Genomic DNA, 12,757 nt, shown 5'->3' on the forward strand with positions numbered 1-12,757 from the left:
GCGCGGGGGTGGTCGGCGCCGGAGTGCCCGGCGCGCCGGTGCACGTCACACCGTTGAGGGCGAACGTGGCCGGTGCCGGGTTGCTCCCACCCCAGGAGCCGTTGAAGCCGAAGGAGGTGCCGGCTCCGGTGCCCAGGGCGCCGTTGTAGCTGACGTTGGTGGCGGTGACCCGGTTGCCGCTCTGGTTAACGGTGGCGTTCCATGCCTGGCTGACGCTCTGCCCGGCGGTGTACGTCCAGGCCAGCGTCCAGCCGTTGAGTGGATCACCGAGATTGGTGACGGTAACATCGGCGCCGAAGCCGCCGGGCCACTGATTGGTGATCCGGTAGTCGACCCGGCAGCCGGGTGCGGCAGCCTGCGCTCCGGTGACCGTGAGCGCCGCGCCGCCGGTGGTGGCCAGCGCAGCGACCACCGCGATCACCAGCCGTGCGCCTGTTCTGGGCAATGTCATGGGCTGTCCCTCCACTGTCAGGCCCGGGCGCCGCGGGCATCGACCACCAGGGCATAGATTGATTGTTGTCCATGCAAACTAAGTGGTGGCACGAGACGTCAGCAAGCAGCCCGCACCGGTATTTCGCAAGCATCGCCGTAGTTGGCGGTACCTCTTGCCGAAATAGTTTTCGTCAGCGAAGGTGGCGTACTTCCCTGACGCTGACCGGTGGCCGCGGGGCATACCGGGGTCGGTGCAAGCTCCCGGTAGGACAGCAGTCGACCATGAACGACCGCCCAGCACGGGAGCTTCGAGCGGTCTTTCGGATCGGCTTGCCCCGAAGCCGAGCGGGCTTGGACATCGTCAACGTCGGGCCGGTCGAGTGGTCAAAATCTCGTACGACCTCTTGCCGGACGGCAGGCATCCATTTCGCTGCAGCTCAGGACTGATCTGCGTTGCCGGTCAGGGTCTCCGGCGCGAGACGGACACGCGGCGCGTTCAGGACCGCCTGTATCGGCGAAGAGGCGTGACCTGTACTTCTACCCGCCGGCGCTGCTCTGCACCAGCGAGGAAGGAATCCACCTCACGGATATCGTGCCCATGCGCCGGACGCGCGGCCGCAATTGCGTGCTCGGTTCTCATGAGGTGGGGAAAGTGGAGAAAGAAGCGCAAGGTCAGCATCGGGTACCGCGGCGGCGGGGGCGACGGCCGACGCGCCCCGATCCTGATTCGGGCCCGGTGGGCGCCTTCGCCGACCGGCTGTGGCGATTGAAGCAGGTGGCGGGCGATCCCTCGTACGAGGAGATGTCCGTGCGCCTGGGTGCGGCCGCCTCGAAGTCGTCGCTGGCCGCCGCGGCCCAGGGCCGGATTCTTCCCAGCTGGGAGACGACATGGGAGTTCGTACGAGTTCTCGCCGTCGACCGGCTGGGCCACGACCCGCTGGACACCGAGAAGGAGTGGCGGGAGCGCTGGATGCAGGCCAAGGCTGCCGGGCATTCGGCGGGCACCGCGTCGGCCGCCGACGCGGTGCCCGAACCACCCGGGGCATCGGAGGCGTCCACGGCGTTCAAGGGGACGCCGCTGTCCGACACCAGCGAGATCCAGGAGCCCAGGCCGACCGGCGAAGCCGGCCGTACCGGCGACAGCAGATGTGGACGGACGGCTCCGGCCGTCGCCGTCGAGCCTTCACCGCCTTCGCCGCCTTCACCACCCCGGCTGCGCGGCCGTCGGCGCATCGTCATCGCCGGCGTGGCCGCGGCCATGGCTGTCCTCACCGGTGCTGTTCTCGCCTTCGTCGTGCTCGACCGGCAGGCAGGCAAGAGCAATGCCAGGGTGGCGCCAGGGGGCGCCGCGTCGCCCAATCATGACGACTCTCAATTCGAAGGCGACATCACCTATCCCGACGGGACTCTGGTGCCGCCGAACTCCTCGTTCACGAAGATCTGGAGGATCCGCAATACGGGCTCAGTGTTGTGGGCCAACCGCTTTTTGGCACGTGTGAACGAAGAGCCCTGCCAAGCGCCGAAGGCGGTCGCCATCCCGCAGACAAGGCCGGGAGAGGCCGTGGACATCGCGGTGACTGTCCGGACCCCCAGCAAGCCCGGAAGATGCAAAATCTACTGGAAGATGGCCGACGAGCAGGGACGAACGCATTTCCCGCTCAAGCGTCCGGTCTTCCTGGATGTACGGGTCGGTGGCCCGTGACTTCCGTACCGACCCGTACATCCCCGTTCACACATCGGTCCAGCTGGCTACGAACCACGCGGCGAGGCGGCGAAGCCTGCCGGTGCCGGATCGCACCGGCAGGCTTCGCCCCCGTTCACACCCCTCGCTCACATCCGGTGCGCAAGTTCGCCGGAGGGCCGGCTCACCTGGACATCGGGGTGGGTCAGCCGCAGTTGGTACCGCGCTTGCCGCCCTCGGTGCCGCTGATGCGGCCCATCCAGTCCACGCACTTGTCCGCTGCGGACAGGTAGATCGGACCGGCGTAGGACGTGAAGTAGCCGCCCTCGTAGGCCGTCCAGTGGTTTCCGACCGGGTGGACCGCCAGGCCCGCCTCGATGAGCACGGCCGAGCCGGCGGTGTTCCGCTTGGCGATCACGCAGTTCTTGCCCGTGGACGAGTTGTAGGTGAGGAACACGGTCCCCTTGGTGCCGATCGCGGCGGAGTTCACGACGCCGTAGCCGGACCCGCACTCGCCTCCGTAGGTGGCCGCGTACGCCGGGGTCGCCGCGGCCAACGCTCCGGCCACCATGGTGGCGGTGCAGGCGAAGGTTGCGGCGGTGGTCTTGACGAGCTTCATGTGGTTCCTCCGGTGCTTGCCGTCAGTCGGGTCTGTCGGTCGGGTCAGCCGCAGTTGGTGCCGTAGCGCGTCCTGGAGGCGGTTCCGATGGTGCCGCCCCAGTCCACGCACGAGCCTGCCGCCGACACGTAGACCGGCCCCGCGTAGGTCGTGTAGTTGCCGCTGTCCTTCACCCAGGACGAGGTGCCGGAACGGCGGAGGTACGCCTCCATGAGCGTGGCGGTCCCCGGGTTCTCCCGCACGGTAACGACGCAGTTCTTCCCCGTGGACGAGTTGTAGGTCAGGTACACCGTGCCCCGGCTGTCGGGAAGGTCGATCAGGTTGACGACGCCATAGCCGGAGCCGCACTGCCCGCCGTAGAGCGCAGCGTGCGCGGGTGCGGCATTGACCATGGCTCCGGCCGTCGCGGCGGCCGCCGCGAATCCCAGCGCGGCGACCTTCTGCGAAATGCGCACAAGTTTCCCTTTCTGCTGTGAGTGGTTGCGCATGACGCTGGCATGCGCGCTGGCCGACACCAAGCGATCTTCGTCCAGTGATCTTCCAGTGGATTATTCGGAGAACTAACCCCCAGGTCAGAGCCTCGACCGAGGGGAGCGGCGCACGGCTTCGGAGGCGTACTGACACGCGGGCCAAGGAAGCTACCGCTTCCCGGCCAATTCGTCCGGATGCTCCCGTGCGGCAGCCGTCAACGGCCCGGTCCCGGCTGCGGCGGTGGCGCACCGGCCGTCGTTGTGCCACACTCGGGTCAAGAGTTATAGAACTCTCTGGTGAGTTATAGAACTCAGTACTGATCGACTGGACCGCGCCGGCTGTGGCGCACGGTGAGGTGAGTTTCTTGACTGATGTGCTGTTGCCACCGCGACCCGGTGGGATGAGCGACCCCGGGCGGCAGGGAAGGTTCGGTGAGTACGGGGGCGGGTATGTGCCGGAGTCGCTGGTGGCCGCCTGCCGGGAGGTGGAGGAAGCCTTCCGGGAGGCCTGGGTGGACCCCGGCTTTCGGGGCAGCCTCGCGAGGCTGCTGGCGGTGCACATCGGTCGGCCGACACCGCTGACTCCGGTCCGACGCCTGTCCGCGGAGTTGGGTATCAACCTGCTGCTCAAGCGCGAGGACCTGGCCCATACCGGCTCACACAAGATCAACAACGTGACAGGTCAGGCGCTGCTCGCGAGTCGGATGGGCAAGACCCGCCTGATCGCTGAGACGGGCGCCGGGCAACACGGTGTGGCGACCGCGACCGTAGCCGCACTGCTTGGGCTGAAGGCGACCGTATTCATGGGCGAGCGTGACATCGAGCGGCAGGCGCTCAACGTGTTCCGGATGCGCATGCTGGGCGCCGAGGTGATACCAGTCGGGACCGGTAGCCGTACCCTCAAAGACGCCACCAGCCAGGCGATGCGCCACTGGGTCGGCGCGACGGAAGACTCGTACTACTGCGTCGGCTCGGTCATCGGGCCCCACCCCTACCCATGGATGGTGCGGACCTTCCAGCGGGTGATCGGTGACGAGGCACGCGGTCAGTGCGCCAGCGAGCTGAGCACCGGGGTGCCGGACTACGTGGTGGCGTGTGTCGGCGGCGGCTCCAACGCGGCGGGCACCTTCGCGGGTTTCGTCGACACGTCCGCCCGGTTGGTGGGCGTGGAGGCCGAGGGCGGCGCCGGCGCGGCTCTGGGCCGGGCCGGCGTGCTGCACGGTGCCCGTTCGCTGTTTCTGCAGGACGGCCACGGGCAGATTGTCGAGGCGCACTCCGTCGCCGCGGGACTGGACTATCCGGGTGTCGGGCCCGAGCACGCGTACCTGCGCGATCTCGGCCGGGCTCGCTACGTCACGGTGACCGACGACGAGGCGATCTCCGCCTTGGTACGGCTCGCCCGCACCGAAGGGATCGTCCCGGCCATCGAGTCGGCGCACGCGGTCGCCTGGGTGATCCGTGCGGCGGGCGCGGGCGAGCTGCCGTCCGGTGCGACCGTCCTGCTCACCCTGTCCGGGCGAGGCGACAAGGATGTTTCGACCCTGAAGGAGCAGCTGTGACACTCGAAACGCGCCTGCGGGACCGCCGCGACGCCGGCCGCAAGCTGCTGATGCCGTACGTCACCGGCGGCATCACCCCGACCTGGGTCGACTATCTGCGTGCCTTCGCCGACGCGGGCGCCGACGCGATCGAGGTCGGTCTGCCGTTCTCCGATCCCACGCTGGACGGTGTCACCATCCAGCAGGCGACCGACGCAGCGTTGGCGCGTGGTGCGACGGCTCGCGACATCCTCGGCGACATCAGCGGTCTCGAACACGACGTTCCGCTGGTTGCCAGCACGTACTACAACCTCGTCGTCCACGACGGTCCGGAGCGGTTCTGCGCGGCGCTCCGCGATGCCGGAGTCACCGGCCTGATCGTGCCGGACCTTCCGCTGGACGAGGCTGGCGACCTCGAGGATGCGGCCGCCTCCGCCGGCATCGACCTGGTCCTGCTCGCCTCGCCGGCGACGCCCCAACCACGACTGGACGAGATCGCCCGGCGCAGCCGTGGCTTCATCTACGCCGTGTCACTGATGGGTACGACCGGCGAGCGATCCGTCGTTGCCGAGTCCGCCACGACCCTCGCCAGTAGGATCAAGCGCAGCACGGAGCGCCCGGTCATGGTCGGGTTCGGCATCTCCACGCCGGAGCATGCGGTCGAAGCCGCCCGAAGCGCCGACGGTGTCATTGTCGGCGCCGCGGTCATGCGTCGGGTACTGGACGGAGCCATCCCGCACGACGTCGGTGCCGACCTCGCTAGGATGCGCCGAGCACTCGACCAGGAGCGTGACCGACGTTGACCAGCAGTTCCGGACACGAGGCGAGGTACCGGGCTATCGCCGCGGACCTCGCCGCGAAGATCCGGGCGGGCCACTACGCCCCGGGCGAGGCGCTACCAGCCCAACGTGAGCTGAGCGCCGCGTACGGGGTCACCCTGATGACCCTCCGCCAGGCGCTTCGGCAACTCAGCGACGACGGCCTCATCGTCCAGCAGCCGGGGCGGGGCACCTTCGTCGCCCCGCCCCACCTGGCGTACCAACTCGGCTCGCTGCAGAGCCTCGCCGACGATCTGAAGAAACAGGGCCACGCCGTGCGTACCGTCGTCCTGGCGCGCTCGATCCGCCGCGCGTCAACGCGCATCGCCGCCCAGCTCCGCATCCCGCCCGGCGACACCGCCCTGCGGCTGGAACGGCTCCGCGAGTTCGCCGGACGCCCCGCGATCCACCAGGTTTCCTGGATCCGCCAACCACAGGCCGACCAGATTCGTGATCGCGACTTCACGAACGTCTCGCTCTACGGCGCGCTCGCCGACGCCAACGTCGCGGTTGCCCGCGCGGCCGAGACGATCCGGCCCGGCCTGCTGAGCCCTGCCACGGCGCGTCATCTAAAGGAGACCGCTGGGAGCCCGGTCTTCGTCAGTGACCGAATCACGTACACGCTGGATGCCACCGCCGTCGTCGTCGACCGGGCAACGATCCTCGGCAGCATGATGCAGATCCGAACGGAACGGGCAGCCACCGGACTGTCCCTGGCATGGGGCGCGAGCGGGTGACTACGTGCGCAGCCCGTGGTGCCGTGCGTGCTCGGCCCTGGACGGCAGGTCCACGATGGACGTCCATCACCTGACGTACGGGTGCACCTCGCCGGCGGCGATGCGGCCCAGCGACTTGAGCGCGGCCAGTGCGGTGGCCCAGTTGAGGACCAGGCCGAGCGCCTGCTCGTCGGCCCAGCCCGCCGGCACCGGCGCCACCGCGACCGCGGATAGCACCATGTATTCGGCGAAGGCGCCGTACCCGGTGCCGATGATGTGGGCGCCGAGGGTCAGGCCGGTCACCTCCTCGCCCACAGCGACGATTTCACCAGCGGCCTCGAACCCCGCGGCCGCGGGCCGCCGTGGTACGTGCCGTAGGTCTGCATGACGTCGGCGAAGTTGACGCCTGAGGCGGTGACCCGGATCAGCGTGTGCCGGTAAGACGTGCCGCAGCTTGCCCTGGTAGTCGGCGGCCAGCCGTTCGGCCACGGCGTCTACCTTGTCGGGTTCCTTCAGGGCGAGCGTGACGACGTACTCATCCTTCCGCGTCCGCCTCGGCCGGCAGGAACTAGCCGGACGCCGCCACAGCCGGCGGCGCCACGAGCAGCGCGCCAGCCGCGAAGGCGAGGAGGGCCGCGACGGCCGCCGCCCTCCGCCGGCCCCGACCGGGCCCGGTCACCGGTCCACCCCCGGCGCGGTGAACCGGAGCCGCCGGCGGCGGACGATCATCAGCAGCGTCACGCCGGCCGCGGCCAGCATCGCGCCCCCACCGGCCAGCGCGGCGGTCTGAACCCCGGTCACCGGCAGGCCACCGCCGCCGCCCGGCCCACCGGCGGTGGGCTCGACGCTTGGCGCGGACGTCGGGTCGGCGCCGCCGGACGGCGTCGGGGTGGCGCAGCTCGCCTCGCCGACCGTGTGCCCGCCGAAGTCCAGGTTGCCGGTGACGTCGCGCAGCCGCAGCACCGTACCCGTCTCGACGGGCACCACGAAGGTGTGTGTGGTGCGCGCGGGCACGTTGCGGTGGTAGAAGTTGCCGCGCCCCTCCGCCCCGACTGCCAGCACGATCGCGCCGTCCGCGCCGTTGGCCACCCGCACCTGTACGCCCTGGCAGGCGTCGTCCACCTGCACGGTGATGTGGTCACGGTCGCACCCGTCCGGCAGGCGGTAGGTGGCCGCCAGCCACAGCGCGTAGCTGCCGTCGGGCAGCGTGGCGCGTAGGCCGTACCGGTCGCCGTCGGACAGTGGCAGGTAGCGGTACGAACTGCCCGGCGGGATGGAGATCGGATGCTGGCGCGGCGGCTCCGGAGACGCCACCGCGAACCCCTCGATCGGCGTCGAGCCGGAGTTCTCCAGCTTCAGCTCCGCCCGGAAGCAGTCGTGCTGCGGGGTGACCCGTAGCCGCGGCGGGTTGTCGCAGTCGCGCCGCACCAGGTACCGGTAGTCGCGGGACTGGCCGATGTCGGGCCAGCGCAGCTCGACGATGTCGCCGGGCGCCGCGCCGATCTGGTGGTTGCCGCGCGGCCCCATGTCGAACTCCTCGACCACGGCGCCGTTGCGCAGTACAAGGGTCCGTCCGAGGCCGGGGTCGCCGATCACGCGGCCGTCGGGCCCCCAGTCCACGCGCACCGCGCCGCACAGCGACGAGAACCGGACCTCCCTGGGGTCGGCGGCAGCGGCGGGCATGGCGGTGACGAGAACGAGACCAGCGGCCAAGGGCGCGGCCATCGCGGTGGCGGCGAGCGCGCGATGGAGCACGGCGGGACAGCGCATCGGGGACGGACCCTCCATAACCGGTACGAGGCGCCGGGATGGCGCCCCGAACACCCCAGCACACGTCACCCCGATCCGGCATGAGTGGCGCGATACTCAACCCCGCCGCTCCCGGTACTCAGTCGATCTGATCTCGACGTGCACGGCCACCACCAGGTCACAGCCGGCCGGCAGGGCCGGTAAGCCATCCGGTGAAGGGTGCCCAGGGAGTCACGTGAAGGGCTGCGCTTTGCTGGTGCCGGGGCCCCGGAGAGCGAGGACCAGGAACGCGTCCACTCGCGGTTCGATCACGTTGGGTGGCGGCGGCAGGAGACGGGAGGTGGCGGAGGCTGGCGGCCTGCCGGCTTACCCCGTAGGCGCTGGCCGTGGTGCCGCCGCCGAGGACCGCTGGTGCTTGTTGTCAGATGGTGGGCCGGGCGGAACGCCGAGGGTGGGGGACGCTCCGCCCGGCCGTGGACAGCCGCGCACGTCGGATGTCCACGGTTGGTTATCGTCGCTTGCCGACTCGGTGTTACATGTCGCCGGCTCGGCGTCGCGTGTTCGAGTGTGGTGGCGTACGCCGTCTGTGCCGACGTCGAGTGGCCGGGCCGCCGCCGGCCCCACCGCCGCGTCATGACCTCGGCGGTAGTGCAGGGGGCCGGGCGGCGGCCTCGCGGTCTCAGCGTCCCCGCCGCCGGTCAGCGGCGAATTGGACAGTGTAGGTGCGGGTCTGGCTGCCGTCCTCGCTGGTCACCGTGACGGTGGCGGTCCGGTCGGAGCCCACCGGGGTGACGGACACGGCCGCGTACGGGTCCCGCGTGGTGGCCGCCAGCGCGCCTCTGCGGGCGTCGACCGTGTACGCGAGGAGGTCTGGGGAGAAGCCGGCCACGGGCGCTCCGTCGACGGCCAGCGAGGACAGCGCCGCGTCCGGGGACTGCCCCGGTGTCGGCGCGAGGAGTTGCACCTCGCCGACGGTCATCCAGAGCCCCGGGCGGGCGGTGAGAACCAGGCGTACCCCGTCGGTCGTGGGGACGGCGGACAGCGGCACGGTGACCACCGGCGCCGGTGCGCCCGCCGGTACGGTGACCTCGTCGCTGGCGCGCACCCAGGCGCCGGTGGCATCGCGGACCTCGGCCCGCACCGACCGGGCGTACGTGTCGGCGTCGGCGTCGCGGTGGAAGTGGACCCGGACGTCGGCGATGCCCCGCGCCGCCGGCAGCAGGAAGGTCAGCGTGTCGGTGCTGTTCTTGGTTCCGGAACGCCAGTTCGACCAGGCCTTCTGCGCGGTGACGCCGTCGTGGAGCCGGTCGGCCGAGTAGCCGCTCTCGGTGTAGGTCGCGGTGGCCCGGACACCCGCGTCGGTGGCCGCGTTGACCAGGACCGGCGCGGTGACCTGCACGCGGAGGGCCGCCGGCAGGGTGCTCCCGTCGGGCAGGGCTGCGGTGCCGGGCAGGTCGAAGACCCCCGTCCGGTCGTAGGCCGGGGGAGCGGACCAGGTTACCGGCAGCGGGACCCGCGCGCCGTGGGCAGCCACGCCGGTCACCGTCGCGGGCAGGTCCGGCTGCCCGCCCGGGTACGCCTTGGCGCGGGCCGGCTCGGTGCCGACGACGGTGTCGACGGTGACGACGGCCCGGGCCTTGACCGCACGGCCGAGCGGATCGGTGGCGGTGCCGCGCACCGTGACCGTGCCGGGAACGGACCACCGGCTCTCCGGCGGCGCCTGCCACACGACCGGAAGCGAGCCCCGGGGACCGTCGCGGTAGACCGGCGTGACCGTGGCGGGCAGCACCGGCGGCGTGCCGGGGGTGGTGAAGACCTCGGCGTCGACAGTGGAGCGCACCGTCTCGTCCACGATCAACCAGCGCTGGTTGTCCCCGGAGGTCGGCGGGTAGGTTCCGACTGGCGAGGCCTCGGCGGTGGCCTGGCCGGTGACGTCGAGCAGCCGCCCGGTCGCGGCGTTGACCAGGGTGTACGTGCCGTCGCCGGTGGTGGAGAGGAGCCACTGCGCGGCCGGGTCGGCGGCGAGTTCCGCCGAGGACTGCTCCAGCGTGAGGGAACCACCACGCAGCACCAGCGTGCGGTCCCCGGTGGACAGCAGGTGGCGGGCCCGGTTGCCGGTGTCGGCGGTGATCGGGGAGATCCCCCAGAGTGGGGTGGCGCTCGGCTCGCTGGTGCGGATCACCAGGGACGAACCGGCGGGCGTCAACGACCTACCGCTCTGCACGCCCTGCAGCCGGTACACGTGGCCGTCCTGGACGAGGGCGGCGTCGCCGGCGACGCCCCGCACGCCGTCGACGACGAAGGTCGTCACGGACTTCGCCGGCACGGTGAAGGCGGCGGACTTCCGGTCGACCCGGACGGGTTCGTGTCGGACCAGGGCGCCGAAGGCGTCGGTGACGACCGGCGTGACGGTCGCTCCCGGCCTGACGTGGCCGAACCGGGACAGGTCGAGGGTGACCCGGCGACCCGTGTCGGAGCTGTTGACGTGTACGACGGTCGCGGTCCTGCCGTTGGCTGACACGGCGGCGAGGCTGGCGGTGTCGTCCACCTTGACGACATGGTCGCCGGGCCGGATGTAGTGGGTGAAGTGGCGCAGGGTGTGGAACTTGGTGTTGATCCGGACGGGGCAGGTCTGCAGCGTGTCCTGGGCGGTGCAGTCGAACGGGATCTGGATGGCGCCCCAGTTCTTGTTCGCGGCGTGCTGCGGGTTGTAGTCCTCGATGGGCTGCCACAGCACCCAGGCGGAGGGTTCGAGTTCGCGGACGTCGTTGACGATGCGCTCGGCGATGCCGAGGCCGGGTTCCATGCTGGTGAAGCTCTGCCCGTTGCCCCAGGTGCCGTCGACCTCGCTCATCCACAGCGGCTTGCCGGCGCCCTTGGCGATGTCGCGGACGGTGGTGCGCCGGCTGGTGCCGTAGGTGTGCACGTTGAGCCGGTCGACGACCGCGCGGGTCTCGGCGCTCCAGCCGTTCCAGTTGGTGGCGAAGCGCGCCGGGTCGGTCTCGTCCATGGCGGCGATCCGCGCCTGCGTCCCGGCGCCGTCGAGTCGACGGGCCAGCGCCAGGATCACCTGTTGCTGCAGGGCCGGGGAGGCGTGGGCGCCTTCCTGTCGACCGCCGGTGGGCTGGCCGTCGGGGCCCAGCTGGGTGCCCCAGTAAGGGGTGTTGGGCTCGTTGAGCGGTTCGATGGTGTCGAACCTGATGCCGTGCGTGGCCTCCAGGCGCTCCGTGACCCGGAGCAGGTAGGTGGCGAAGTCGTCGACGCGGTCGGCGCGGATCTGGTCGGTGCTGGAGTTGAAGCCGCCGGAGACGTAGCCGCTGACGGTCTGGAAGTACGGCGGGGAGTTGCTGAACGCCTCCCACTGGTCGACCCTGTCCTTGATCTGGTCGACCCACCAGCGTTGGTTGGCGTCGGCGTCCCAGTTCCAGTGCTCGGGGTTGTCCGGATCCCACCAGTCGACGTCCGTGCGGGTGGTGCCGGCGGGAGCCTTCCAGAAGCCGGGCATCGTGGCGCCGGCCTTCATGTAGTCGGTCCGCACGTCGGGGGCGTTGCCGCCGCCGATGTTGTACCGGGCGATGTTCAGCCGCAGCCCGTCGTCGCCGAAGAGCAGGTCCACCAAGCGGTTGCGGATCTCGTCGGGGTAGCCGCCGGTGGCGTTGGCGAACCAGACGAGGCTCGTGCCCCAGCCTTCCCAGGTCGGCTCGCGGTAGGACGGATCGGGTGTCACGACGACGGTGGGGACGGTGTCGGCGGCGGTGGCGACGGCGGGCAGTGGCCCGGCCGTGGCGGTGGCGACGGCCATGGCGGTCGCGGTGAGCAAGGTTGCCAGCCGAGTCGGGGTGGAGCGTCCGGTCATGGTCTCTCCTCGCGGGGGTGGTGGTGGCCTTCCGGTGTGGGCTGAGGTGGGTTGCCGACCCTGCGGCCGGGTATGACGGCCGCCGGTGGTGGGTGACGTCCCGCACGGTGGTGACGGGACGGTGGCGGCTCCGGTGCCGGGACCGCCGTGGGCGGTTCAGTGCTCCGGTTCGTCGTCGGGGAGGAGGTGGGCGAGGGCGGCCCTGCTGTTGGCCCACACCACGACGAGCGCGCATCCCGGTACGGTGGCCAGCCCCAGCAGCGGTGCCTGGTTGACCGACAGCACGGCCACGAGCAGCAGGACCAGACTGAAGAGGCTGAGCGGCGAGCGCCGCACCGCGGTGTACACGGCGATCCGGACGGCTGGCCCGAGGCCCAGGTGCGGGGCCAGCACGGTCAGCGCTACCACCAGCACGCCCGCGGCGAGCACGAGGACCGCCGTGACGACCAGCAGCGGAACGAGCACCACCCCGGAGGGGGAGTCGTGCAGGACGACGATGTCGGTGGTGAGCACGGCGAGCAGCGCCACGGTGGCCGACCAGCGGGCGACCGCCGGGGCGAAGGATCGCCGGTAGGCGCGGACGAAGTCGCGTACGGGAGGTTGGTCGGGTGGCGCCGCCGCCCGGCCCAGGTAGCCGAAGGCCGCGGCGAGCGACGGGCCGACGCTGATCGACAACAGCCCGAAGAACACCGGGTAGCGCCAGGGCTGCGCGACCACGGCCAGCGCCGCGAGCAGCGGAAGGTTGGTGACCGCCAGGCCGAGGTTGACGACGAGGACCCGGTGTACGAACGACCAGATCGTCGTCCAGGTGTCCGCGCTGACGTTGACCCGGCCCGAGAGCGTCCGGTGGCGTGTGGTGGGAGCGGTCATGTCGGCCG

At 70.8% G+C, this 12,757-nt stretch carries 11 protein-coding genes; 4 read left to right on the top strand and 7 right to left on the bottom strand.

Features of this window, described 5'->3' with window-relative positions; all coding sequences use genetic code 11:
• The coding region (locus C1I99_RS00140) for a cellulose-binding domain-containing protein (RefSeq protein ID WP_199561836.1) at positions 1–451 on the bottom strand (451 nt) is incomplete at its 3' end.
• A gap of 717 nt (positions 452–1,168) precedes the next feature.
• On the opposite strand from C1I99_RS00140, the gene C1I99_RS00145 reads away from it, so the two are divergent.
• On the top strand, positions 1,169–2,134 hold the full coding sequence (locus tag C1I99_RS00145) for an NBR1-Ig-like domain-containing protein (protein WP_111132106.1): 966 nt from the start codon (positions 1,169–1,171) through the stop codon (positions 2,132–2,134).
• A gap of 184 nt (positions 2,135–2,318) precedes the next feature.
• On the opposite strand, the gene C1I99_RS00150 is transcribed toward C1I99_RS00145, so the two are convergent.
• A complete protein-coding gene (locus C1I99_RS00150) occupies positions 2,319–2,732 on the bottom strand; it encodes a spore-associated protein A (protein WP_111132107.1) in 414 nt (137 codons plus the stop codon).
• 44 nt (positions 2,733–2,776) lie between these two features.
• The gene (locus C1I99_RS00155; RefSeq protein ID WP_233512221.1) at positions 2,777–3,247 is read right to left on the bottom strand and encodes a hypothetical protein; all 471 of its coding nucleotides are present in this window, start codon (positions 3,245–3,247) and stop codon (positions 2,777–2,779) included.
• 356 nt (positions 3,248–3,603) lie between these two features.
• Here C1I99_RS00155 and trpB point away from each other — a divergent pair, with 356 nt between their 5' ends.
• The 3 genes from trpB to C1I99_RS00170 are packed head-to-tail and all read left to right on the top strand — an operon-like array spanning position 3,604 to position 6,295.
• Complete coding sequence (gene trpB / locus C1I99_RS00160) at positions 3,604–4,761, top strand: tryptophan synthase subunit beta (protein ID WP_111132109.1); 1,158 nt, start codon at positions 3,604–3,606, stop codon at positions 4,759–4,761.
• The gene (gene trpA, locus C1I99_RS00165; RefSeq protein WP_267897449.1) at positions 4,758–5,543 is read left to right on the top strand and encodes a tryptophan synthase subunit alpha; all 786 of its coding nucleotides are present in this window, start codon (positions 4,758–4,760) and stop codon (positions 5,541–5,543) included. Before trpB ends, trpA begins: the two co-directional genes overlap by 4 nt.
• The gene (locus tag C1I99_RS00170) at positions 5,540–6,295 is read left to right on the top strand and encodes a GntR family transcriptional regulator (RefSeq protein ID WP_111132110.1); all 756 of its coding nucleotides are present in this window, start codon (positions 5,540–5,542) and stop codon (positions 6,293–6,295) included. Before trpA ends, C1I99_RS00170 begins: the two co-directional genes overlap by 4 nt.
• A gap of 66 nt (positions 6,296–6,361) precedes the next feature.
• On the opposite strand, the gene C1I99_RS33075 is transcribed toward C1I99_RS00170, so the two are convergent.
• The 4 genes from C1I99_RS33075 to C1I99_RS00190 form a co-directional block, all read right to left on the bottom strand.
• A complete protein-coding gene (locus C1I99_RS33075; protein WP_199561837.1) occupies positions 6,362–6,589 on the bottom strand; it encodes an MDR/zinc-dependent alcohol dehydrogenase-like family protein in 228 nt (75 codons plus the stop codon).
• Between the two features lie 360 nt (positions 6,590–6,949).
• On the bottom strand, positions 6,950–8,029 hold the full coding sequence (locus tag C1I99_RS00180; protein WP_158553875.1) for a hypothetical protein: 1,080 nt from the start codon (positions 8,027–8,029) through the stop codon (positions 6,950–6,952).
• Positions 8,030–8,702: 673 nt separating this feature from the next.
• Entirely contained in the window at positions 8,703–11,879 is a 3,177-nt protein-coding gene (locus C1I99_RS00185; protein WP_199561838.1) for a glycoside hydrolase, read from the bottom strand.
• Between the two features lie 156 nt (positions 11,880–12,035).
• The gene (locus C1I99_RS00190) at positions 12,036–12,749 is read right to left on the bottom strand and encodes a DUF624 domain-containing protein (protein ID WP_111132163.1); all 714 of its coding nucleotides are present in this window, start codon (positions 12,747–12,749) and stop codon (positions 12,036–12,038) included.
• Positions 12,750–12,757 lie beyond the last annotated feature (8 nt).

The sequence above is a fragment of the Micromonospora deserti genome, from assembly GCF_003236335.1.
Taxonomy (GTDB): Bacteria; Actinomycetota; Actinomycetes; order Mycobacteriales; family Micromonosporaceae; genus Micromonospora; species Micromonospora deserti.